The 22974-nt window shown below is 55.8% G+C and carries 16 protein-coding genes and 4 pseudogenes; 11 read left to right on the forward strand and 9 right to left on the reverse strand.

The genetic code is table 11. The features are described 5' to 3' along the window. Nucleotides 1-30: 30 nt before the first annotated feature. The 5 genes from ABFT80_RS23385 to ABFT80_RS23405 form a co-directional block, all read right to left on the reverse strand. The gene (locus ABFT80_RS23385; RefSeq protein WP_347974358.1) at nucleotides 31-1578 is read right to left on the reverse strand and encodes a M81 family metallopeptidase; all 1548 of its coding nucleotides are present in this window, start codon (nucleotides 1576-1578) and stop codon (nucleotides 31-33) included. Nucleotides 1579-1611: 33 nt separating this feature from the next. Continuing rightward, nucleotides 1612-2619, reverse strand: coding sequence for an ABC transporter substrate-binding protein (locus ABFT80_RS23390; protein ID WP_347974420.1), 1008 nt, complete (start codon nucleotides 2617-2619; stop codon nucleotides 1612-1614). A gap of 124 nt (nucleotides 2620-2743) precedes the next feature. Next, complete coding sequence (locus ABFT80_RS23395) at nucleotides 2744-3595, reverse strand: ABC transporter permease (RefSeq protein WP_455189992.1); 852 nt, start codon at nucleotides 3593-3595, stop codon at nucleotides 2744-2746. Then, nucleotides 3585-4406 (reverse strand): ABC transporter permease, encoded by an 822-nt coding sequence (locus ABFT80_RS23400; RefSeq protein ID WP_455189997.1) that lies wholly within the window; start codon nucleotides 4404-4406, stop codon nucleotides 3585-3587. Before ABFT80_RS23400 ends, ABFT80_RS23395 begins: the two co-directional genes overlap by 11 nt. Nucleotides 4407-4489: 83 nt before the next feature. Then, entirely contained in the window at nucleotides 4490-5599 is a 1110-nt protein-coding gene (locus ABFT80_RS23405; RefSeq protein WP_347974360.1) for an ABC transporter ATP-binding protein, read from the reverse strand. 260 nt (nucleotides 5600-5859) lie between these two features. Between ABFT80_RS23405 and ABFT80_RS23410 the strand changes: the two genes are divergently transcribed. From ABFT80_RS23410 to ABFT80_RS23440, 7 genes and pseudogenes are all read left to right on the forward strand, one after another. Further along, complete coding sequence (locus ABFT80_RS23410; protein WP_347974361.1) at nucleotides 5860-6564, forward strand: GntR family transcriptional regulator; 705 nt, start codon at nucleotides 5860-5862, stop codon at nucleotides 6562-6564. Nucleotides 6565-6642: 78 nt separating this feature from the next. Then, nucleotides 6643-7989, forward strand: a complete 1347-nt coding sequence (locus ABFT80_RS23415) for an aspartate aminotransferase family protein (RefSeq protein WP_347974362.1) — start codon at nucleotides 6643-6645, stop codon at nucleotides 7987-7989. A gap of 10 nt (nucleotides 7990-7999) precedes the next feature. Further along, entirely contained in the window at nucleotides 8000-9712 is a 1713-nt protein-coding gene (locus ABFT80_RS23420) for an acetolactate synthase catalytic subunit (protein WP_347974363.1), read from the forward strand. Further along, nucleotides 9712-10485, forward strand: coding sequence for a 3-oxoacyl-ACP reductase FabG (gene fabG, locus ABFT80_RS23425; protein WP_455189993.1), 774 nt, complete (start codon nucleotides 9712-9714; stop codon nucleotides 10483-10485). Before ABFT80_RS23420 ends, fabG begins: the two co-directional genes overlap by 1 nt. Before the next feature lie 56 nt (nucleotides 10486-10541). Continuing rightward, nucleotides 10542-11297, forward strand: a complete 756-nt coding sequence (locus tag ABFT80_RS23430) for a winged helix-turn-helix transcriptional regulator (protein ID WP_347974364.1) — start codon at nucleotides 10542-10544, stop codon at nucleotides 11295-11297. A 75-nt stretch (nucleotides 11298-11372) separates the two neighbouring features. Next, a pseudogene (locus tag ABFT80_RS23435) lies at nucleotides 11373-12124 on the forward strand (IS5 family transposase). A 114-nt stretch (nucleotides 12125-12238) separates the two neighbouring features. Continuing rightward, a pseudogene (locus ABFT80_RS23440) lies at nucleotides 12239-12676 on the forward strand (transposase); the annotation flags it as partial. 99 nt (nucleotides 12677-12775) lie between these two features. On the opposite strand, the pseudogene ABFT80_RS23445 reads toward ABFT80_RS23440, so the two are convergent. Next, nucleotides 12776-13491: pseudogene (locus tag ABFT80_RS23445) on the reverse strand (IS5 family transposase). A 333-nt stretch (nucleotides 13492-13824) separates the two neighbouring features. Between ABFT80_RS23445 and ABFT80_RS23450 the strand changes: the two are divergent. Both ABFT80_RS23450 and ABFT80_RS23455 read left to right on the forward strand, forming a co-directional pair. Next, nucleotides 13825-14562 (forward strand): DNA alkylation repair protein, encoded by a 738-nt coding sequence (locus ABFT80_RS23450; protein ID WP_347974365.1) that lies wholly within the window; start codon nucleotides 13825-13827, stop codon nucleotides 14560-14562. Between the two features lie 490 nt (nucleotides 14563-15052). After that, nucleotides 15053-15658, forward strand: a complete 606-nt coding sequence (locus ABFT80_RS23455) for a cold-shock protein (RefSeq protein ID WP_347974366.1) — start codon at nucleotides 15053-15055, stop codon at nucleotides 15656-15658. A 667-nt stretch (nucleotides 15659-16325) separates the two neighbouring features. On the opposite strand, the gene ABFT80_RS23460 is transcribed toward ABFT80_RS23455, so the two are convergent. After that, nucleotides 16326-17093 (reverse strand): YoaK family protein, encoded by a 768-nt coding sequence (locus ABFT80_RS23460; protein ID WP_347974367.1) that lies wholly within the window; start codon nucleotides 17091-17093, stop codon nucleotides 16326-16328. Between the two features lie 479 nt (nucleotides 17094-17572). Between ABFT80_RS23460 and ABFT80_RS23465 the strand changes: the two are divergent. After that, nucleotides 17573-17796 (forward strand): annotated as a pseudogene (locus tag ABFT80_RS23465) (DDE-type integrase/transposase/recombinase); the annotation flags it as partial. Nucleotides 17797-18078: 282 nt separating this feature from the next. On the opposite strand, the gene ABFT80_RS23470 reads toward ABFT80_RS23465, so the two are convergent. Then, nucleotides 18079-19620, reverse strand: coding sequence for an ATP-binding cassette domain-containing protein (locus tag ABFT80_RS23470; RefSeq protein WP_347974368.1), 1542 nt, complete (start codon nucleotides 19618-19620; stop codon nucleotides 18079-18081). Between the two features lie 80 nt (nucleotides 19621-19700). Next, nucleotides 19701-21302 (reverse strand): ATP-binding cassette domain-containing protein, encoded by a 1602-nt coding sequence (locus ABFT80_RS23475; protein WP_347974369.1) that lies wholly within the window; start codon nucleotides 21300-21302, stop codon nucleotides 19701-19703. A 103-nt stretch (nucleotides 21303-21405) separates the two neighbouring features. On the opposite strand from ABFT80_RS23475, the gene ABFT80_RS23480 reads away from it, so the two are divergent. Further along, nucleotides 21406-22974: a cytochrome ubiquinol oxidase subunit I gene (locus ABFT80_RS23480; protein ID WP_347974370.1), complete on the forward strand. Its 1569-nt coding sequence runs from the start codon at nucleotides 21406-21408 to the stop codon at nucleotides 22972-22974.

Here is a 22974-nt window from a genome sequence, read left to right on the forward strand (position 1 = left end):
TCGTTGTGGACGGACATTGTTTCGGTGGCCTTATGAAATTTTCAAGTCTGGTAGCGCGGCAAGTGCCCCGTCGGATTCGTAGGAAACCGCACGCCCATTTCGGTACGTTCTCATGCCGACAACCGGTTCGCCAATGTCATGCTCTGGCCAGAAACGTGCCTTCGCGTAGTTGAGCGATCCCTTAGTGTAATAGCCAATTCCAGGACTGCGAACCAGAAGAGGCGTCGCCCGACCGGCGAAATTCAGTTTGAAATGATAGCCAGACTTAACGACGACGAAATCCAACGAGGCGAGGTCAATACCCTGACTTGTGAACACCGCTGGATCATGGCTGAATGCTGGTCTGGTTGTTAGTATGACGCTCAATCGATCCTCAATTTCGATGATGGCTGTCGGTCCCATGGAACTCGCCTCGCCACCCTGGAAAGGACCATCGAGAACAAAATCTCCGTCGCTTAAATGCACAATCTTGCCGGTCACAGCCAAGGGTTCAAACCCCGGTGTTATGCCGCCCCCGATCGAAAGGGTGATCGAGCGATGTATGCCCCACTCATGCGCCTTTTGGACGCTTGACGGATCAGTCACAGGTAGTGCGCCTCTCAGATTGTCCCGACGCCTGAGCGCTGCCGCGAGGACAGCGGTGCTATCTCCAGGTGCGCCGGCAAGCACGCGATCTCCCATATCAGCCAATACATATGGAAGGCAGGGCTGTCGGGCAGCCACTAGCGACAGGGCATCCTCAATTTCCACCAGATCGTCCTCGAACCGCGACCTCTCGCGCCAGAAATGCCGCGCGATTGGCTTGGCGATCAAGCCGCTCTTTTCATCGTCATTCGTATGCACGACGACGGCCTGGCCGATGTCGAAATCATCTGCATAGCGAAACACATTGAAAACCGAGATGTCCCAGATTGTGCGGTTGTCGCGTGCTAACTGCCGCGCGTGCTTATGAATTTCAAAAAGCGGCCCATTTGCGGTTTCAGCTGCACCAGGCAAGATCATCGGCATTTTTGCAATGGTGGTTACTGGCCGCAACTGACCGGTTAGCATTGCAAGTAAGCCTTGAACTACTTTTTCCCCGCATTCAACGACGTCGGAGTGCGGATTCTCCTTACATGCGATGCATATGTCAGCCGCCGCAACCATTGTGTCGGTAATATGGGCATGTAAATCTAGCCCGACGCCAATCGGTATGGTTGGGCCTACCGCATCGCGGAGGCTTCTTAGTAAATCGCCCTCAGCATCGGCAAGCCTGGTAGTTCCCATTGCCCCATGGAGTTCCAGCGCGATTGCGTCCGGTTTGTGGGTGAGCGCGTCGGAAATCAGCCGCGCCTTCACCCATTCAAAGAAATCGTGATCGACAAGGCCGCTCGGCGGTGCCGTTACGGAAAGGCTTGGAATTATCTTTGAGCTATGTCGCTGCAACTCTATGATCATGCCACCAAGCGTCGAGCCCGATGCAGTCAGATCATCGCACTCGCATACCTGAAAATCCGCCCTGGCCGTGACTTGCGGATTGAAGCCATTCGATTCATGCCAGAAGCGCGCGACCATAACCCTGGACGGTGTGTCTTTCATCTCAATGTTTCCCTATCCGTGTCCTTGGCCGGACTATTGAATCCAGCTGTTCCAGCGCTCGAGCATCAAGGCTGCATTGTCGTTGATCCATTTTGCGTCGGGGACAACGATGTGGTTATCGATCTCGTAAGCGCTCGGCAGATCGGCACGTGCCTCTGCCGACATCATCGACATGGCTTCCGCACTCGGTGGTGTACAGGAAAGAACGTCACAGACTTTGGCCTGGGCCTCTGGTGAGCTTAGCCAGTAGTCCATCAGTCTGAGCGCATTGTCCCGATTGGCAGCATCCTTGATAAGGGCAATCCGATCGCCGACAAGAAAGGCCCCGTTGTATGACCATGCGACTGGGTAGCCTTCGCTCTTCAGGGCTTTGGCTCTCGTTAGCCAGACCTGCCCGATTGAGTATTCTCCGTTACGGAAACCCTGCATGCTTTGATCACCGCTTTTCCACCAAAGTGAAACAGCGGGCCGGATTTCTTCAAGCTTGGACAAAGCACGATCAATATCGAGCGGAAACAGATCCTCATGGGCGACACCATCGGCAAGGAGTGCCGCTGCCATAACGCGCCAAGGATCATCAAAATTCGGGAAAGTGCGGCCTCCCGGGAACCGGTTGAGATCCCACATATCAGCCCAGCTCTCGGGAACTGATCCGTCAAACGCATCCGTCTTGTAGGCAAGAAGAGTTGAATTGGACAGCAATCTCACGCCGGCTGCGCTGCAGGCGTCTTGCGAAAGGCCAGGATGTTTGACGAACTGTTCTTCACAGAACGCCGACAAGTCCTGCGCTGATTGGCCATGCTCGTCTGAACTCGCCTGGATGTCGCCCTGAAGGTAGAGATCCCAACTAACATTCCCGGTCCGGACCATCGCGGACGCTTTTGCGCGCATCTCGGCATTTGTTCCCGCGACGGTTACGACTTCGATTCCGGTCTCTTTGGTGAACGGATCGAACCAGGCTTGTCGCAATGCTCGTTCATATGCGCCGCCAGTCGTGGCAATGACCACCTTTTCAGATGCCGTAACGCTTCCATTTGTCATGGCTGCACAAAGACATCCTGTGAACAGTATGATCTTCTTCAAGGATTGATTTCTGACTGCTAAGCCCATGGGGCGGCCTCCTCTTTGCTTAAACGGAGATTGGAGAGCTGTTGCGCCTGATTTTTCAGGTGCGTCTGGCATGATGAATGATCGACATGAGCATCAGGGATATGCCGACCATAATGGTGGAAACCGCTGCAATGACCGGAGTGAGATTGAAGTCGATGTCTTCGAACATCTTACGGCTGATCGTTTTGCCGCCCATATCGGAGATAAAGAATGCAACGGTCGCCTCGTCAAAGGACGATAGGAAGGCAAAGACTGCACCTATCGCGATTGCCGGCGCGATGTTGGGAAGTATCACGCTAAAAAAACTGCGCAGACGGCCGGCGCCACAGCTCAAAGCTGCCAGCTCAATTGTGAAATCGAAGCGCTGCAACGCAGCCATCACTGTGATCACGACATAGGGTATTGCAAGTACCGTATGTGCGATCAGGAAGCCGAAGAAACTGCCCGTGAGCCGCATGGGGGCAAATACCAAATATAGTGCTACGCCCAGCACAATGTGGGGGACTATCATCGGACTGAAGGTGAGGGCCTGCAGAAGCGATTTACCGGGAAAATTGCCGCGCACCAAAGCGATCGCTGCGAGCGTACCGATGATAGTGGCAGAAATCGTTGTGCCGATCGCAATTTTAAAGCTGAAGAGCGTTGCGGTCATCCAGTCGGGATCGTTGAAATATTCGCGATACCAATGAAGCGTCAGATCTTGCGGTGGAAACTCGATATAGCTCGCACTGTTTAGCGATATCGGGATTATGATTAGTGTAGGAAGGACCAGAAAAAAGAAGATAACGCCAAGCACCAATCCGGCCAACAGGGTTCCAAGCGCACGACGGTATGGATGCGCTAAACTGCGCGTCCCGAAATATGTGCCGCGAGCTCTACCCATAAAAGTGTTTGATTCAGCTGACACCGTGAAATCCTTTGTTGAATGAAAGCACCTTCCGGAAAACCAGGACGAACAGAAGCGTCAGAAATAGAAGTACGGTCGACAGTGCTGCAGCAAACGGCCAGTCAAGAAGCGCTGTCGCCTGCTGACCAATCAATGTCGCCATCATCAGCGTACCCGGTCCACCGATGAGCGCAGGCGTGATGTAGAAGCCGAGGGCAAGGATGAAGCACATGACGCATCCTGCAAACACGCCAGGAAGGCTCAACGGAAGTGTTACACGGACGAAAGCTAAAACGGCAGTTGCTCCGAGATTTCTTGCGGCGAGCTCGTATTCGTTAGGAATCGAACGCAATACTGCGAAGATGGGCAGGATCATGAATGGCATGAGCACATGGGTCATGGCGACAATCACGGCCGTCTCATTGTAGATCAGTTGTATTGGTTCCGCGGCAATACCGGTGTCTGTGATAAATCGATTGACGACGCCGTTGCGCTGCAAGAGAACTATCCACGCATAAGAACGGACGAGGACCGGCGACCAGAGCGCGATAAAAACAGCGGCCGTCGCAACAAGTGCCAGTCGGCCTTTCAGTCGGGACATCGCCATGGCGACTGGAAATCCTAGCAGTAAGCAGGCAATCGTTACCGCAAGCGCCACTCTGAATGTCCGCGCCATGACCGCCATGTAAAGTGGCTGCTCGAAAACGCGCATGTACGGGGAAAAATCAAGCCCCGGGTTGAACAGGCTCAGCTTGACGAGATATCCGATCGGATAAAGAAAACCGGCCGTGAGGACGGCTAGCAAGGGCGTTAGTAGATAAAGCGACAGCATCGGTGAATAGTGCCGGAAGGACTGCTGTGCAAACGCCTGCTGAAAGCGCCGGTACAGACCGTTCGGATGAGCACTGGACCTGCTCATGTCGAAGCCCTCAGTGAAGGAAAGACATGGCACGCATCATTTGGAGCAATGACTCCAATGCGATCGCCGACACAAGCAATAGGCGCACGCCCGGTAACCGGAATCTGGATTTGCACCAGCGGATTTCCCCAGGTGTTTATCTTCGCCAGAACAAGCTGGAAAGAGCCAACAAAAACGCTGGACTCGATACAGCCTTCAATTGAGCCGCTTGTTCCGGCGTTTGCAATCGAAAGTTGCTCCGGCCGCACTGCGAGGCGTACCGGATCGCCTTTCGTAATGCGGTTTCGTTCCTCCGTATCCAATCCTGGAACCGACAACGTGATTGCCTCGCTTATGCGAACCACGCAGGCATCACGCTTATGCCCAAGATACTCGCCCTCGATGAAATTCATCTTGCCGATGAAATCCGCGACGAATGCTGATTGCGGCTTTTGATAGAGTTCCATTGGTCCGCCGACCTGGACGACATTGCCCTGCGTCATGACGGCGACACGATCCGACATGGTCAATGCCTCGTCTTGATCGTGGGTTACATAGACAACCGTAGCGCCAAGTCGCTTTTGCAGCTTCGATATCTCGAGCTGCATGCTCTCTCGCAGTTTCTTGTCGAGCGCACCCAAGGGTTCGTCCATCAGAAGAACAGGCGGTTCGAAGACTATTGCACGCGCGACCGCAACGCGCTGCTGTTGTCCTCCCGACAACTCATGAGGATAACGATTTTCATAATCTGCAAGCTGGACAAGCTCCAGCGAGCGTTTCGCGCGCTCTGCGACCGTTGACCGGTTCAACCCACGCATACGCAGGGGAAATGCAATATTTTGCCCAACGGTCAAATGCGGGAACAATGCGTATTTCTGAAAAACCATGCCGATATTGCGATGGTTGGGTGCGAGCGACGTTACATCATGCTCACCGATCGATATCCGTCCTGAGGAAGGTCTCTCAAAACCGGCAATCATCGCCAGAAGCGTCGATTTGCCCGATCCGGACGGGCCCAAAATGGAAACAAATTCTCCGGCCTGAATTTCGAATGAGACATCATCAACTGCAATGGTCTCATTGTAGCGTTTTCCGAGCCCGTGAAGGGTTAGCGTCTGGCCAATCAATGCCGATTCTCCTCTGGAACTCCGTTGATGAATCCCGATTGCCAAGGCGCGTTCTCAGGACCTCAATAGCTATTTCGATCCTTCGCTGGAAAAATCCGGAGATGTCAGCCATCTGCCGGCTGAACTCCGTTTCATTCAGTGGACCACGCGACGAGATGTGCCGTATGTGTTATGTTGTTGTCACAGAATTGATGCACACAGTTTATGTGACTTTTTGATGCAACATAAAGTTCACAATGTCAACGGATGGGAAGCAAGAAATGATTGATGACACTGATGGGGCGCAAAACGACGACAAACCACCTGTCCGGCTGGGCGAGGTAGTTTACCAGCAAATGAAGGAGCGTCTGATACGCGGTGCGTTCGAGCCGGGCCACAAGCTTACGGTTCGCGCCCTTGCGGAAGCCCTTGGTGTCAGTTCCACCCCAGCGCGCGATGCAATCAACAGGCTGACCTTCGAAGGGGCTCTCGTTTTCGCCGGGCCAAAAACGGTAATTGTTCCTTTTGTCGGCCCGGAAGCCCTTGAAGAAATTACATTAATGCGCCTTGCCTTGGAAGGGCTCGCGGCTGAAAAATCAGTTTTGCGGGTAACTCAAAACGACATCGATGAGCTTACAAAAATACAGGCGGATATAAACGCCGCGCTCGGTGATGCCCGTTATGCTGATGCCCTGTGGAGCAATAAGGAGTTCCATTTTCTAATATACAGGCTGTCGCAGATGCCGCATCTCATGACCACAATTGAAACCTTGTGGTTGCGGATAGGGGCGGCATTCAACGACCTCTACCCCGAATTCGCAGAAGCGAAATACGGGGTCCACAACCATATGGCGGCAATAGAAGGGCTCCTTGATCGGGATGGCGGCGCGGTACGTGCGGCAATAGAAAGCGATATTCGTGACGGTTACAGGCGCCTTAGAAGGGCCGAACGCGAACGATCAGCTCAGAATTTGCATCTTTCGTGATAAATTTGTTGCGTCAGTGACGTATGTGTGATTTTTGTTGCATCAAATTGGTGATTGATATCACAGGAGGTGCAACAGATGCATTATCAGGACACCGTGCCGGCTGACTTGGAATATTCGTCCAGATCCGAGGATCTCTTCAGGAACGGTTTGCGTGTATTCCCTGACGGCACCAGTCGCGTAACGATCGAGCGCAGCCCAATTCCCACATATATATCGCACGGAGAGGGTGCCTATCTCGTCGATGTGGATGGAAAGCGCCTGCTGGATTTGAATAACAACTATACTACGCTCATTCATGGGCACGGTTTCGCACCGATCACGAAAGCCGTCGTTTCCCAGTTGGAGCGCGGCTCCTGTTTTGCCAATCCTACCGAGCATGAAATAGCTCTGGCGGACTTGCTGTTGCGCCGGATACCGGCTGCCGATCGGATACGGTTCGTCAATAGCGGGACGGAGGCCGTGATGTTTGCCATCAAGGCTGCAAGAGCTTTTACCGGCAAACCGGGAATTGCTCGGATAGAAGGCGCCTACCACGGTGCGTATGATTGGGCCGAAACCGGGCAGGCCGGAACGCCGTCGAATTGGGGAACCGATGAAAATCCGCTTCCGGTCCCACTCTACCGCGGGGTTCCCGAAACGGTCGCTCGCGATGTGACGGTTCTGCGCTTCAACGATATTGAGGGCGCCCAAAGACGCATCTCGGAAGCGGCAGACAGACTTTCTTGCATCGTCATAGACTTGATGCCCAGCAGAGCAGGCCTCATTGAGCCAAGTCCTGAATTTCTGCAGATGCTTGAATCGAGCGCGCGCAAATACGGCATTCTCATCCTTGCCGACGAAGTGCTGAATTTTCGGCAAGGATACCACGGTGCGTCGGCCCGTTTTGGTCTAGCGCCAGATCTTATTGCATTGGGAAAGATAATCGGTGGTGGTTTTCCAATCGGGGCCGTCGCCGGCCGGGAAGACGTCATGCAGGTTTTTGGCGCTCTGAATGCAAAGCCCGCTTTGCCGCAGGGCGGTACCTTCTCCGCCAATCCGATTTCCATGCTGGCAGGTCGCGCTGCAATGGAAGCCATGACGGAAGCGGAATTCACTCGCCTGGAAAACATGGGTGAACGGGTCAGGTTTGGTCTTGCCGCCGTCATCGAGGCCGCGGATGCTGCATTTTCGGTCACCGGCGCGGCGTCGTTGTTCCGCATCCATCCGAAGGTCACTGCGCCCAGGCAATATCGAGAGGCTTTTGTGGATCACCAGGAGGCCCTCCTGATGAGTCGCCTTTCGCGGCACTTTTTCGATCACGGTATTTTGCTGCCCAATGGTGCGGCAGCCTGCCTGTCAACGGCGATGAACGATGCGGATATCGACAAGGTAATCCGTTGTTTCCGGGACTTTGTCGCCCCCGAAAATTGCAAGAAGAATTAAGGACGAAATTATGCCCATCGAGCTTACAGATACGGTAGCAGGCCGGATTGCGAGTGCCCTTCGCCGCCATGAGGTCACGCATATATTCGCGCAAAGTCTACCATCGGCAGTTATCCTGGCGGCGGAAAACCTTGGCATCCGGCAAGTCGCCTACCGACAGGAAAATATGGGTGGCGCCATGGCGGACGGTTATGCGCGACGTTCGGGAAAGATTGGCGTAGTTGCGGCTCAGAATGGACCTGCAGCCACATTGCTTGTGCCGCCCTTGGCTGAAGCTTTAAAGGCAAGTGTGCCTGTCGTAGCGCTCGTCCAGGATGTTGAACTAGACCAGGCCGACAGAAATGCATTCCAGGAGCTTGATCATCTGGCCCTGTTCCAGCCTTGTACCAAATGGGTGCGTAAGGTCGTCGTGCCCGAGCGTATCGACGATTATGTCGATGCGGCCTTTGCAATTGCCGGTTCAGGCCGCCCAGGCCCCACGGCTCTTGTCCTGCCTGCCGATCTTCTACGTGCGCAAGCACCGGCACCACGCTTTGTGCGTTCCGCATCACTCGGACGATGGCCACTCGACCGAGGTCGCCCTGCCGATGCCGATATTGCCCGTGCCGCTGAAATTCTTGCCCAGGCAAAATTCCCCGTTGTCATCGCCGGAGGCGGCGTTCATGGCAGCAACGCATCCGATCAACTCAGCCGGCTGCAGGAAGAATGCTCGTTGCCTGTTTTCACGACCAATATGGGGAAAGGCAGCGTAGATGAACATCATCCCCTGTCAGCCGGTGTACTCGGTTCCCTGGTTGGCCCCTGTTCTCTGGGCAGCCATTCGGTGGCTCTGATCGAACAAGCCGACGTCTTCCTTCTGATCGGTACCAGAACCAACCAAAATGGCACCGATAGCTGGAAGCAAATTCCCCAGGCCGCGAGAATAATACACATCGATGTGGATCCTACAGAAATTGGCCGGACCTACGAAGCCCTGCGGCTGGTGGGTGACGCCTCGGAAACGTTACGCGCGCTTTGCAACCACATGAACAGCCTCGATCTTTCTCGTCGCAAGTCGTCCCGACCGGCTCTGGTTGAGCAAATCAGTTCATTCTGGGCCGCTTTCGGAAAGGAGGGGCAAGTGTTTACCGCGGCAACCTCCACGCCGATCCGTCCAGAGAAGATTATGGCTGATCTTCAGGCCTGCATGACGCCGCAAACTACGGTCGTCGCGGATGCAAGCTATTCCTCCATGTGGGTGGCAGGTCAGTTGCGCGCGCTCGCGCCCGGAATGCGTTTCCTAACTCCGCGCGGCTTAGCCGGACTAGGATGGGGTCTGCCCTTGGCGATGGGCGCCAAAATTGCTCAGCCAGAAAACCCTGTTGTGGTCATTGTTGGTGATGGCGGTTTTGCCCATAGCTGGGCGGAACTGGAGACGATGGTTCGTTTAAATCTTCCTGTGACAATTGTCGTTCTCAACAACGGTATTCTCGGCTTCCAAAAAGATGCCGAGACCGTGAAATTCGGGGCTTTCACATCGGCATGCGAACTTGGCGACGTGGATCATGTAATGATTGCCCGTGCATGTGGCTGTGACGCCGAACGCATCGATGATCCGTCGCAACTCATTAACCATCTGCGCTACGGTCTGGAGAGCAAGAAGCCTTTCCTTATCGAAGTTATGACAGATCCAAATGCACGACCGCCGCTATCGCTATTTGCCGGCATAGACGAGGCCGCATAATGACTATGAGCAAATCGCGAGTTGCCGTTGTATCGGGTGGAACGACAGGTATCGGCTTGGCAACGGCCAGACGCCTTCTGAAAGCGGGACATCGCGTCGCGCTCTTCAGCCAACGGGTGGAAAACGTTGATGCCGCCCGATGTTCGCTCGCGGAGGAATACTCGCCAAGTCGGGTGTTCGCTCGTACCGTCGATCTTCTCGACCCTTGCGCAATAAACGGTTTTTTCAAAGAGGTTGAACAGGAGTGGGGATTGCCGGATATCCTTGTTTGCAATGCAGGTATCTCTCCCAAAGGACCAAGTGGTGCCGTGGCATTCTCCGCTATTCCCTTGCAAGAATGGAACGAAGTCCTGGCGGTAAACCTCACCGGAACAATGCTCTGCTGCCAGGCCGTCGGGCCGGGGATGATCAAGAAAGGGTTTGGCAGAATAATTCTGCTCGGCTCGGTAGCAGCGCGGTCGAGGCCAAAAATAGCCGGAGCTAGCTATGTGGCCTCGAAAGCTGCACTTGCCGGTTTGGCAAAAGCGTTGATCGGTCCATATTCACCAAGTGGTATCACTATTAATCTCGTGGCACCGGGGCGAATTCTGACCGGTATGACCGGAACTTCCACCGATTCTACCAATCGAGACGCTCTGGGCCGAATTCCGATCGGCCGCCTCGGCGAGCCAGACGATGTCGCTGCGGTGATTGAGTTTCTGGCATCCGAAGATGCTGGTTTCGTCAATGGGGCTGTGATCGATGTCAACGGTGGCGAGGTTGTACCTGGATAGGATGAAATGAATATGCCTGCTCGATTCGCACAGAGTAAAAAGTGGAGCACTCACTGATGATCGCAGTGAGGCCAGTCGTGGCCCTGAACTCTGACGATCCCGAACTGTATCTGGTGCTGCAGCACATATTAGCAGCAGAAGGATACGAACTGCATCTTATTGCGGACGCGGAAGATTTAGATCGACTTCTTGAAGCCGAAAAACTTCATGCCATAATCCTTGATGGCGCGTCCGATATTTGGAGCTCGATGGATATATGCAGTCGCCGTATGGGCACCGAAGGAACGCGATCGGTTCCGGTGGCCGCACTCATACCTTCAGGCGCCAGCGCGCAACACATTCAGCTTATCAAAGCCGGTATCGATGAAGGTCTGTTGAGGCCATTGATACCATCTAGATTACTGCAATTCTTACATAAGAAATCCGGCGGAGCCGTCACTCCCAGCGAGGTGGGCAAACTGGCCGAAGGAAAGTCATTGCAACAGCACATTCTCGAAATGGATGTTGAAAGTCAGCAAGTCCATTGCAATGGTCGTCAATTTGAGCTTCCGCCAATCGGGTTTCGGCTGCTGAAGTGCCTCCTGAAAACTCCGGGACGTGTATTGAGCCGTGAGGCTTTGATGGCAGCTGGCTGGCCAAGGGATGCTCGCATTAATCGAAGGAGCGTCGATATTCACATCGCGCGGCTACGCAAAAGTCTGCGCGCCATGTCCGCATTCGACATGATACGAACGGTGCGCTCCGTTGGATATGCGCTGCAAACATGCGGCGGTGAGCAAGCGAGTTATGGGCAAAGGCGACCTCTCGATTAGATGCTTTCATCTAGACTCAGGACCTATTAATTCCGATCGAGATGTGATTCACGGTCTCCGTTGAAGGAGGCCGCAATTGTTGATTTGTTTCTGCTGAGCGAGCGCCAGATGGCGCGGATATTGCCGTTCTTCCGTTGTCGCACGGGGTTTCGCGTGTCGATGACCGGCGGGTGGTGAGCGGTATCGTCTATGTGGTCCGCAACGGGCTGCAGTGGAAAGACGCGCCGGCTGGCTACGGCCCGCACAAGACGCTCTACAATCGCTGCATCCGCTGGAGCCTGACGGGTGTCTTTGGCGGCATCTTCGCCGGCCTTGCCGGAGAAAGACCCAAACCCGAGCGCATGATGAGCGATGCGACGCATCTGAAGGCTCATCGCACGGCGGCGAGCCTGCTTAAAAAAGGGATGTCCCCCATCATATCGCGCGACCAACGGAGGGCGGAACTCCAAGCTCCACACCGTCTGCGACAGTGAAGGCCGGCCGATCATCCTGCTCCCGTCGGAACCAGATGACGGTCCACAAGGGTGCACGTCTCGTGCTCGACGCCCTGCCGCCCGCCTCTCATCGCTAATCACGGCTAAGACAGCGCCTACTTTCAGGTGCAACTCGAAGCTAGGGCCAAGGGCATCGAGCCGTGCATCCCGTCCAGCCGTCGCCGCAAAGTCCCATACGCCTATGACATCCCGCCCTATCGCCAGCGCCACAAGGTCGAGAACCTGTTCGCAAGGCTCAAGGACTGGCGGCGCATCGCAACCCGCTACGACCGATGCGCCCACACCTTCTTTTCCGCAATCGGCATCGAAGCAGCCGCCAGGTTCTGGATATGATCAATGAGTCCTGAGCCCAAGTTATACAATGTTCGCTGCGACATTAGATTGCTTGAGTACTGTAATTTAACCATTTGAATAATATTATTCAGAGCTTCATTAAGGAGATAGATGATGCCTGACATAAAGTTCGATGAACCTAAGAACGAAAACGTTTCTGCAACTGCCACGCAAACGGCTCCTAACCCCGCGAAAAGGCCGACAAAAGCCAAGGCGAAAAAGCCGAGAATAGTAAGCACCTTAAAGAAAAAATCCACCGAATCCAAAGAGGCACCGGCTTCTGTATTGACGACTGCCCCATCGGCAGCCTCTCGCACTGGCAGGAAGACCTACACTGTGGAAGAGCGCGCCAAGAAACTGAGCGAGATTCACAAACTCGTTAGCGCTGGGGCAAGTGTAAGCGGAGCAGTCAAGAAAGTGGGGATTTCGGAGCAAACGTATTATCAGTGGAAAAAGCCTATTGAGAGAAAGACAGGTCAATCCGACTATCTTAAGGACCTCGTCAAACTTGAGGCGGAGAATACTCGGCTGAAAAAGATTCTTGCCGAGAGACTTCGTAAAGAAAACGCTGATTTAAAGAAAAAACTTGGGATCTCGTAAATGAGGTTTCAAGAAGGTGGATAGTTCTGAAGCTCAATATTCCGTCCAGACCTAGGGGCCGGTTGCGGCGATGCAGATTGCTGCCAGGAAGTTGGTAGCGAGCCGGTCGTAGCGGGTGGCGATGCGACGGAAGTCCTTGAGCCTGCAGAACATGCGTTCGATGGTGTTGCGGTCCTGATAGAGATACGGGGAGAAGCAGTTCTTCCACTTCCTGTTCGCTTTCGGTGGGATATTGGCGAAAGCGCCGCGCTGTTTGACCTGGCGACGGGATGGCGTCGCTATCGTTGGCGTTCAGGAGGGACGTGGGCGGCATCCGATCGATCAGCAGTTCGCCCGCCGTGCAATCGGCGACATGGCCGCCCGTCAACAGGAAGGCGACGGGCCTGCACATCCCATCTGTCAGGGCGTGGATCTTGGTGGTGCGCCCGCCGCGATCTGCCGATGGCCTGGTTGAGTTCCCCTTTTTTCCACCCGCCGCACTGCGATGGGCACGAACCGCCGAGGAATCGATGAGCAGTTGCGTCGGTGCCCCGCCAGCATTAGCCAAGGCATCGAATATGCCGCTCCAGATCCCTTTGGCGGCCCAGTGCCGGAAACGATTGTAGAAAGTCTTCCTTGGGCCGTAGACTGCAGGTGCAACCCAGCGTCCACCGTTCTTGATCGCATGAATGATGCCGCTGATCACGTGGCTTGCCGCGGGTGTCGGCTGGAAGATGCGGCTTCAGCTTCGCAAACTGAGTGTCCGTCAGCCAGAAGTGGTCCGAAATCTAGTTGCCATGGCTCGGCTTGTTCTCGTTTGCGTCGCTCATATGGACCGGCTTTCGGTTCTTAGGGCAAGACCGAAAGCGACGGCTATGTTGCCGCGCCGGGATTTACCATTATACAATTCCTACGACCTGCAACTCGCAGGCGGGATAAGCCGTGTGCTCATCCCGCCCCGCTTCTTTATGCATTGGCGTTGCCGAGGTATGAATTGCCTTTTGCTCCAGCCTTTCCTAATCTTGTGTTTTATTGTTGCGATTGTGGGCACGACAGATCACGCTGAGCCCTACAGGGGTGTACTGTTCGAGAAATGCGGCTGCCTCCTCTGAAGGTAAAAAATGGCATCGGGCTCGTTATCTTTCCAATCCACGTCCGCTGAGATAGCTATCCACCTAAAAAGCATGGGCTCGAAAATGGCACTTGCTGACATGAAACGCGTCGGCATCCGCACGGATACGGCCATCGGCGTCTCGAACTGGGACTTGCGGCGGGTCGCGAAACAGGTCGGCCGTGATCACAGCCGTGCGCTCGAACTCTGGAAATCGGGTGTGCGTGATGCGCGCGTGCTCGCTATTTATACGGCTGTTCCTCGGCAATTAACGGTGGAACAGGCCCGCCGGTGGGCGGAGGGCTTCGATTCCTGGGAGATTGTTGACGCCGCTGCTGACCTGTTCGTCGAAGCGGGGCTGGACCAGCTTATCTCTGAGCTCGCGGCTGATGGTCGCGAGTTCGTTGGCCGCACGGCCTTCGCGATGATCGCTGGAATGTCAGTACACCGCAAGAAGGAGCCGGACGCCACGCTGCTGGGCTGGCTGCCTCTGATAGAGCGTCATTCGAGCGATGGACGCAACTACATCATGAAAGCGGTCAACTGGGCGTTGCGCAATATCGGCAAACGAAACCTCATCTGTCACGGGCCGGCACTGGCTCTGGCTGAGAAGCTCGCAGCGTCCGGCGAAAAGACGACTCGCTGGATCGGCAAGAATGCCGTTCGCGAGTTGACCTCCGAAAAAACGCTGGACAGAATGCGGCGAAGGGGAAGTAATGCCGGGGGGGCTAGAAAGGCAGAAAAATAAAGCTAGTGACGAGAGATGCAGTCGCATCACGGGTGGAGCCATGTGTGCCTTTGCCACGCCGGCTTTTGTCGTGCTTTGAGATGCCGCCGCCCCAATTCAGAGTGCCGTAGCAACCCTCGAGAATACTAGATGATGCGAATGTTTCATTTAATTTTCTCGATATTCGGTACGGATGAAGGTGAGCACATCTCCTTCAGCCGCAGGCCTTGCACGGGAGATGCTATAAGGCAACGTCGGCATCTCATTTGGAAAGTGTTGGGGTGGGCACTCTCCAGGCGGGCTTGACCGATCAGAAGCGCTGCCCCGGTCGTGCCTTCGTGCTGCGATCGCTGCTTTTCGTGTGTGGGGTCAATACTCGGATCGAGCGGTGCTTTACAGCCGCAATCTCAATTTTACAGAAGGCGATCACGTTGATTTGACTCCAACGTTTCTCCTAGGAAGATTATCTTGAAGGGAGTAACCGCATTTCCTCAATTAGTTGAGACGATCAATGGGCAGACATCGAGACCGTCGAGAGTTGCGGCGCCACCGCTTTGAAGATGTCTTCGCACCGTTTCCTGACAGCTCTGCCGAATCGCGCTATTTTCAACAGCCACCCATAGCGTCGGCGCCGTCCATAGACGCCGAGGTAATATGGTTTAACGCGGAAAAGGGTTTTGGCTTTGTCAAGGCGGCGGATGGAATAGAGGCTTACCTTCACATTCGCTTACTAGAAGCTGTGGGGAAAAGCGGCGTCAGTGAAGGAACGCAGTTAAAGGTCAGCATTGAGGAGGGCCAGAAGGGCTATCAAGTTTCACGGATATTTGAAGTTGGCGATATAGTCGCGAAACCTATCGATGATGAGCCCGTGATTGGTCCGGCATCGCCTGCTCGAACGGACATTGAGGAAAAAGAGAGGGACGGCATAGTCAAGTGGTACAACGCGGATAAGGGCTTCGGCTTCATCGTTCCAAATGGCGAAGAGAAAGACGTGTTCGTTCACGCTACCGCCTTGGTCCGTTCAGAATTAACCGAACTGACCGAGGGCCAGAGAGTCCTGTTCAAATACGGTATGGGAAGGAAGGGTTTGGAGGCGTGGAGCATTCGGATTATTTAGAAACGAACACCGGTTGAAAACCTTGCGTTTTGTGCATCGCGTAGACTGCGTCTGTCTCCTAGCGTGTCGAAATCGATCAGTGTGATGGCTTCTGTAGCTTCTCATTAAAGCGTATGGATCCGCCTTGACACGATGATGCATCGTCAGCCCAGGACGTCCCTGTGGCTGGGCCGTCCGTATTGTCCACTCGGCCTAGATGGAAATCGGCTTTTCGGCGGTGACGGTCAGTTCGATATCGTTGGCCACGCGCTTGTCGCCCGTATAAGGATGCCGCCTATCTTGCGATTGAGCTAGGCGAGGTTTTTGGACAGTTGCGGTGCTTGATCTATTTTCGGATGCTGGACGAGCAAAAACTATGCTTTGCAGTGGGATTCGCCATCCAGGCTCGCTGGTTAGATCAAACTGCATCGAGCCTGAGGTGGCATAAGCTACCACAAATGGCGGAGACGCCAGATTTTTTAACCTGTATGTGGATGCGCGTCATTCGAAGTTTTGATTGCCCGATAGTACAGCGGCTACAAATAGGTTGTGAGCGGATTTAGTCCAAGTCCCATTATCTTATTCTTTTGCGGGCTTAGGCTTGGTTGGATCTAAGTAAGGGCTTGAGTAGAATAGTTACTACTGCAGCTCAAAAGGCAGGGACGCACGCGGCGGGTAGTCGTCGCTACTACCGTTTCTGGCGCGGTCGCCACTGCATGCGGCGGGTGCCAGTGGTCTTTCGCACGTCACGAGCGCGATGAAGTCCGTTCAGTGCGATCAGTAGGAGCAGCATTGCAGCGATAACCAGCAGATAGCCTGCGATCGCTTGATAAAGCAGAACGCCAACGATGCCACCGGCAAGAAAAGCGGCAATGGTGCGGAGGTGCAGACGCAGTTTCGAGCGATTATCGATCGCACTGGCTTCACCTTCTTTTCCGCGCAGAATGTCAAAGGCTATGCCGAGTTCTACACCGATATCGGTTGCCATCCCGGAAACATGGGTGGTCCGCACGCGAGCGTCGGAAATTCGGGTCACTGTGGCGTTTTGTAATCCCATCAGAAATGCAAGGCCCAGCACGAGGATCGACCCTCGCAAGATGGTATCGTGCAGCCAGAGGTCTGCCGCGCCAAGCGGAAAGAGCAAAAATGCTTCGGTGAGGATGCTGTAGGCATAGATGCCGTGAATGCCGCGCCGCCTGCCAGCATTGATCATAATTGAGGAGAAGGCCGCCCCCAAGATAAAGATCACAACGATCGCCATATAGAACAGGGCAGCTATCCACTGGAATGTCGCGATGTGGTCGGACAGCGCCGAGACGTTGCCTGTCATATTGGCGGAGAAGAAGCCGACCGCATAGAACGCTGCTGCATTCAAAGCGCCAGCAATGGCTGCAAGTGAGCATGCCAAGTTGAGGTTGATTCGCTCGTTGCGTGCAGCGCCCTGACTGATCAGCATGAAAATCTTGTCTCGAAAAGCTACCGCTAGGAATTCCGACCCATATCCTGAAGTGACACGATCAGCGTGGGATCTTCTGGGATTTGGAACGATCCGTGTTACAACTCCTTTTGCCTGCTACGTAAATCGGCGCCGGATTTGCAAGCCCATGGCTCAGTGAAGTATCCACGGCGAATTTGGCGTTTTCTTCGGCCATTGCAGAAAGTCTCCATTCCGGTTGATTTGATAGCCTGCGGCTTCTTTCGATCTTCCCGTAGAGATAGCTTCTCCAACCAATTTTTTGTCAGACAAATCGAGGTTCTCACAAGACAATATCGCCTTTGCTGCGCGCAGGTGATGGGATTTCCTGACACCGGCCCTATCCTGTGCCGGCATAGCGGGCAAACAATCTTAAGCACTTTGCACGATCAGCGCCAGATGATGTCTAGGGCGATAGTTGAAGGCCACGCGGCGACATTCCAGCAGCGCCCAGGCGCCGACTCAACAATCGCGCCGAGAGTACCCACCTCTCTTGCGAAAACGAGAGCGGCACATGATGGGCTTCAAATCGGGTCGCCAATGCCAGCGTTTCGTTTCAACCCACGGTCAGTTTGCCAACCTTTTCCATCTTTACCGGAAACACCTGACCGCCGTCGATTACTGCCACCTTCGCCGTAACACCATCTCAACCTGGCGCGACATCGCACTGTCAGTTGAAGGCTGACGAAGTCACAAATACACTCTGCCGATCCTCAACCCGTTAAGGCTATGCTACCGGGAGGACGCATTATAGAGCTTTACTGACCGGCGATTGACAGACGCCCCAAGAAACGCGAAGTGGCGATGTGAGCATCCCGACCCGGCATAGGCGACCGAGTCTGTCAGCGGCGCTGTCGGGAAATGCAGCGACGCGCCCTGATCGTAACAAGGCGGTTGGCCGGTGTGTGGGATCTGACGCTGTCCCGCGACGCGAGTCTTGGTTTGGCCTGGCGACAGTATGTGCAAATCATAGGCGAATCGTGGTGGCGTGCCGAAGGTCAAAGGCGCGGTGGCTGGAAAGAACCACGACTCGGCCTCGTAAATGTTCCAGGAGCCGGTGCAGGATTCGTACGCCCTGTGCCTCGTCGATATGCTCTGTTGGTTCGTCGAGAAGGATGATTGGCCTGTCAGATAGCCAAACGCGTGCAAGGTTCAGCCGCTGCGCCTCGCCCAGCGACAGCACGTCTTGCGTGATCCAGGCATTGAGCCCACCAGCCAGTTCGATACGCTCCTTCATCTCGACGGCAGCGAGCGCCTGCCAAAGTTCATCGTCGGCGGCGCCGCGCGCAAAGAAGTTGGCACGTACCGTGTCAGCAAGGATCGCCGCGTCATGCGGACAAAAGCATGAGGCCATCTGACGATCGAGAGCAGAAAGAAGCTTCGCATCGCCGACGATCGCATCGCTTCCGATCCAGCCGGCAATCTGCTTGAGCAGGCTCGTCTTGCCACAACCGCTGGGGCCCGTGAATACCGTGGGCTGGCCCGCCTGCAGGTGTAGCGTAATAGGCTCTCCCATTAGCCGTCCGTCCGGCGCGCACCGTGGCAAGGCTGATAGCTTCAGCGTCTGGAGGGAAGATGAAATTTGGTTTGCTGATCGCAGATCGGGCAGGACATTCGTCCATCTTCCGATTTCTGCCTGTGCGGTTTGACGACGGAACCGGGCCACCATAATGCGCGATGCCCCCTGCATGGTTTCACCAAGAGCGAACCACGCAAAGCCGAGGAAAAGGGGTACGAGCAAGCCCTCACTACGTAATCCCATCCACCAAGCGACGCCGACGATGCTGAGTAGCGCGACAGGTCCGAGCAACACGGCAAGTGCGTCGACCATCGCCTGTTGCCGGGATACCGCCAGGATTCCCCGCTCGGCCTCGGACAACTGGTCGAGCGCGTCTGTTATGGCTACAGGCCACGCGTCCTCAGCCCACAAGGGGACGGCTGACGCCATGGCCATGCCGAGCTTCTGCGCTCCTCGACGCTGCAAGGCTCGGCGATGCTTCCACGCGATGGCGCCAGCCCCGGCCAGTCTTGCCGCTGAGAACAGAACCGCGAGTAGCAGAACGCCGATTGGTAGAAGTGCGAACGGCGTCACGATAGCGGTAGCAAGGAGGCCGCCGATCAGCCCGATGCCGAGGGAAATTGTCGGGAGGTCGATCCGCAGTTTAGCATAATCTAGGTCCTCGACGTCATCGATATAATCGGCCAGCCGCGCTTCATCGCCAAGCTGCCAGCCGGTGCGGCGGATGGCAGGCGAGCCGGCCATCGCCCGGAAGAGGTTCACCCGCCGGGTAACTTGATCGGTCAGCGCCGCCTTATGACCGACCAGCCGTTCGCCGTACTTTGCCGCTGTGCGACCGACCGCGAACAGCCGAACCAGCGCGCCCGGAATGTGGAAATTAAAGGTGAAGGCTGCGGCCGACATGCCCGCAATAGCGACCGAGCCCAGGAACCATGCCGACAGGCCGCCAAGCAGAAGGCCGCATGCGAGCGCAGTTAGCGCCAGCGCCATGGCATATCGCCATGGCAAGCCGAGTCCATCTGTACCGGCCGACAAAACGTGCCCGTTTGAGTGAGATGCGTCCGCCACCATTACGCTGCCTCCATTGCCGCGACTGGAGAGAGATCGAACAGGCGGTCCGCAAGCGCGATGAGCTCACGGTCGTGGGTTGCGACGAGAACGAGCCGGGTTCCGGCCAGGTCGCGGAGCGCCTTGCGGATCACCGCTGCCGTCCGGTAGTCGAGTTTTGCCGTGGGCTCGTCGGCAATGATTACCCGGTGGCCAAGCATGGCACGGGCGATGGCAACTCGCATTCTTTGGCCACCCGACAGATTGGCGCCGCCCGCCGCCAGCGGGGCCTCAAGACCACCGGGCAACATTTCATTATCGAGCAGATCCACTCTTTCGGCTGCGTCACGGAGCATTGTTGGAGAAATGCTGTCGCTATTCCACAAGATGGCGTCTGTCAGCGTCTCTCCTGACACGTAGCAATCGCTGGAAATCCACGCGAGTTTGCTTCCCGCAAGGCTCCTGTTCTCCGTGCTTGTTGCAGGTTCGATACCTGCGACACGACGCAGGAGCGTTGACTTGCCTGAGCCGCTCGGACCAACGATAACAACGAGGCCGCTCTCTGGAAAATCTATGCCAGCCATGACGTGATCGACGGCGTGAAGCCTCGGCAGTTCCGGGGTTTCGGTAATGAGGAGCCGATTAAGCGCCGCAGCCGCTGCAAGTCCGTCTGCCTTGGCGTGGTATTGCTCTGAAAAGCGGCGGAATGGAGCAAAATACTCGGGCGCGATCATTAGGATGAACAGGGTCTGCCACAGTTCAAGATTTGAGAATCCTGGGATCATCGCGAGCTTCAGATGACCGAGCCCCAGGAACACGGCGAGCATCGCGATCGACAGCGACGCGAAAAAGTCGATGACGGCAGAATTGAGGAATGCGACGCGCAGGACAGTCATCATGTTGGACGCGTATACTTGGAGCCGTTCGGCCAGCTTGGCCTCCTCAGCCGCCAGCCCATGATTGGCGAGGATCGTCGGCAGGGTACGGATGCGGTCCGCGAACTGACCGGCCAGGCGGCTGAATGCGCGTTCCTGCGCGTCAGCACGCGTGCGGATCGTATCGCCGACCAGCACGAAGAAGATGATCATAACGGGCGTGAGGCACAACAACAGCAGTACGGCCTGCCATGAAACGCAAATCAGGGCCGCCGCCGTCACCAAAGGACCTATGGCCATCATCAAAGTCGCGGCGCGATGGCTGGTGACTAGTGCCGCGATCGCAGCTGGGTGACGCTGCATGCTCATCGTGAGCGTGCCCGTGGGAATGGATTGAAGAGCACGCCCGCTCATACTCTGTAGCATCTCGGCAGCCCCGCCCCTAAGATTTGCCGAGACCGTGATTTCGGTTCGCATCTGGATGCGATCCGAGATCAGCCCGGCCAGAGTGGCCGCCACGAGCAGGGCCGGAAGGGCGATTAGAAGCGACGTTTCCACCTCGCCACCCATCACCAGCCGTCCGACGAGGAGTGCGGTGGCTGCGGCAAAGCTCAGCCGCAGGACCATGCGCGCAAACTGCCAACCGAGCAGCAGCTTCAAACCGGATGCGGCCGAAACACGTGCGCGAGAAATGGCGCCGAACGCAGACGACGGCGGCACTTTCGGAGTTGACACGACTTTCATGGTCATATGCCGCTTCTCTCATGTGCTTGGTTGAGGCGAGTTGATCCAGATCAAAGGGCAGGGATGCTCGTGGGTCTAGGAGGTAGACATCTCCGAAAGGACTCTTCTGATGACAGATCCCTTGCTTGTCGACCTCTCGCGGCTGCAATTCGCGTTGACTGCCATGTACCATTTCCTCTTTGTTCCGCTGACGCTTGGTCTCTCCATACTCATTGCGATGATGGAGACAGTTTATGTGATGACCCGCCGGACAATTTGGCGCGACATGACGAAGTTCTGGGGGGTGCTGTTTGGCATCAACTTCGCCCTCGGGGTTGCCACCGGCATTACCATGGAGTTTCAGTTCGGCATGAACTGGGCTTACTATTCGCACTATGTCGGCGACGTGTTCGGCGCGCCGCTCGCCATCGAGGGCCTGATGGCATTTTTCCTCGAGGCAACCTTCATCGGTCTGTTCTTCTTCGGCTGGGAGCGTCTCTCCGCTCGAGGGCATCTCGCCGTCACATGGCTTATGGCGCTCGGCGCAAATTTTTCAGCACTATGGATCCTGATCGCCAATGGATGGATGCAAAATCCGGTCGGCTCGGCGTTCAACCCCGACACGATGCGCATGGAAGTCACCGATTTCATGGCTGTGCTACTCAATCCGGTCGCGCAAGCGAAGTTCGTTCACACCGTCTCGGCCGGCTATGTCTGCGGCGCGGTGTTCGTGCTCGGCGTCTCGGCTTGGTATCTGTTGCGCGGTCGCCACATTGAACTCGCAAGGCGTTCCTTCGTCATCGCCTCGGCATTCGGTGTTGCCTCGACGCTGTCTGTCATCGTGTTGGGGGACGAAAGCGGCTATGCTCTGACCGACAACCAGAAGATGAAGCTCGCGGCCATGGAGGCCATGTGGGAAACAGAGTCCGCGCCCGCGTCGTTTACCCTGTTCGGCATTCCTAGCCAATCGGGTCGCGAGACGCGGTTGCATGTCCAGGTACCATGGGTCATGGGGCTGATCGGCACTCGCTCTATCGACAAGGAGATTCCAGGCATCACCGAGCTCGTGGCACATGCCGAGGAGCGGATTCGCAACGGTATTCCCGCCTACGATGCGCTCGAGGCGATCAAGTCGGACCGCACAGACGCGTCCGCTCGCGCGGCCTTCGATGCGTCCTCTGCGGATCTCGGCTATGCGCTGTTGCTCAAGCAATATGTAGAAGATCCGCGGCAGGCGAGCGAACAGCAGATCAAGGATGCCGCATGGTCAACGGTGCCGCACGTACCGTCACTGTTCTTCACCTTCCGTTTGATGGTGCTCTGCAGCTTCGTCCTGCTCGCTGTCTTCGTCGTCTCGCTCTGGCACACGATGCGCGAGGAGGAAGCGCCGAGATGGCTATTCCGCATGGCATTGCTGGCTATGCCGCTGCCTTGGATCGCGGCGGAGGTCGGCTGGTTTGTCGCCGAATTCGGCCGTCAGCCCTGGATCATCGAGGGCGTGCTACCGACTTTCCTGGCGACGTCCGCGCTCGGCATTACCGATCTGCTCATTACCATCGCCGGCTTCACGATCGTCTATGGCGTTCTGGCGGTCATCGAGGTGAAGCTGATGCTGGCCGCGATCCGCAAAGGACCCGAAGTCGCCGAACTCCTTGAGGATACGGCGTCCTCTGCTTCACGCTTCCAGCCCGCCGAATGA

Source organism: Foliimonas ilicis (genome assembly GCF_039939195.1).
Classification (GTDB): domain Bacteria; phylum Pseudomonadota; class Alphaproteobacteria; order Rhizobiales; family Rhizobiaceae; genus Foliimonas; species Foliimonas ilicis.

Bases quoted from the DNA above. Each gene is read 5' to 3' on its own strand.
- ABFT80_RS23460 (WP_347974367.1), bottom strand. From the start codon at position 17,093: ATGCTGATCAGTCAGGGCGCTGCACGCAACGAGCGAATCAACCTCAAC.
- ABFT80_RS23420 (WP_347974363.1), top strand. From the start codon at position 8,000: ATGCCCATCGAGCTTACAGATACGGTAGCAGGCCGGATTGCGAGTGCC.
- ABFT80_RS23430 (WP_347974364.1), top strand. From the start codon at position 10,542: ATGATCGCAGTGAGGCCAGTCGTGGCCCTGAACTCTGACGATCCCGAA.
- ABFT80_RS23400 (WP_455189997.1), bottom strand. From the start codon at position 4,406: ATGCTGTCGCTTTATCTACTAACGCCCTTGCTAGCCGTCCTCACGGCC.
- ABFT80_RS23470 (WP_347974368.1), bottom strand. From the start codon at position 19,620: ATGGCGCTGGCGCTAACTGCGCTCGCATGCGGCCTTCTGCTTGGCGGC.
- ABFT80_RS23480 (WP_347974370.1), top strand. From the start codon at position 21,406: ATGACAGATCCCTTGCTTGTCGACCTCTCGCGGCTGCAATTCGCGTTG.
- ABFT80_RS23450 (WP_347974365.1), top strand. From the start codon at position 13,825: ATGGCATCGGGCTCGTTATCTTTCCAATCCACGTCCGCTGAGATAGCT.
- ABFT80_RS23415 (WP_347974362.1), top strand. From the start codon at position 6,643: ATGCATTATCAGGACACCGTGCCGGCTGACTTGGAATATTCGTCCAGA.
- ABFT80_RS23475 (WP_347974369.1), bottom strand. From the start codon at position 21,302: ATGACCATGAAAGTCGTGTCAACTCCGAAAGTGCCGCCGTCGTCTGCG.
- ABFT80_RS23385 (WP_347974358.1), bottom strand. From the start codon at position 1,578: ATGAAAGACACACCGTCCAGGGTTATGGTCGCGCGCTTCTGGCATGAA.
- fabG (WP_455189993.1), top strand. From the start codon at position 9,712: ATGACTATGAGCAAATCGCGAGTTGCCGTTGTATCGGGTGGAACGACA.
- ABFT80_RS23455 (WP_347974366.1), top strand. From the start codon at position 15,053: ATGGGCAGACATCGAGACCGTCGAGAGTTGCGGCGCCACCGCTTTGAA.
- ABFT80_RS23410 (WP_347974361.1), top strand. From the start codon at position 5,860: ATGATTGATGACACTGATGGGGCGCAAAACGACGACAAACCACCTGTC.
- ABFT80_RS23390 (WP_347974420.1), bottom strand. From the start codon at position 2,619: ATGACAAATGGAAGCGTTACGGCATCTGAAAAGGTGGTCATTGCCACG.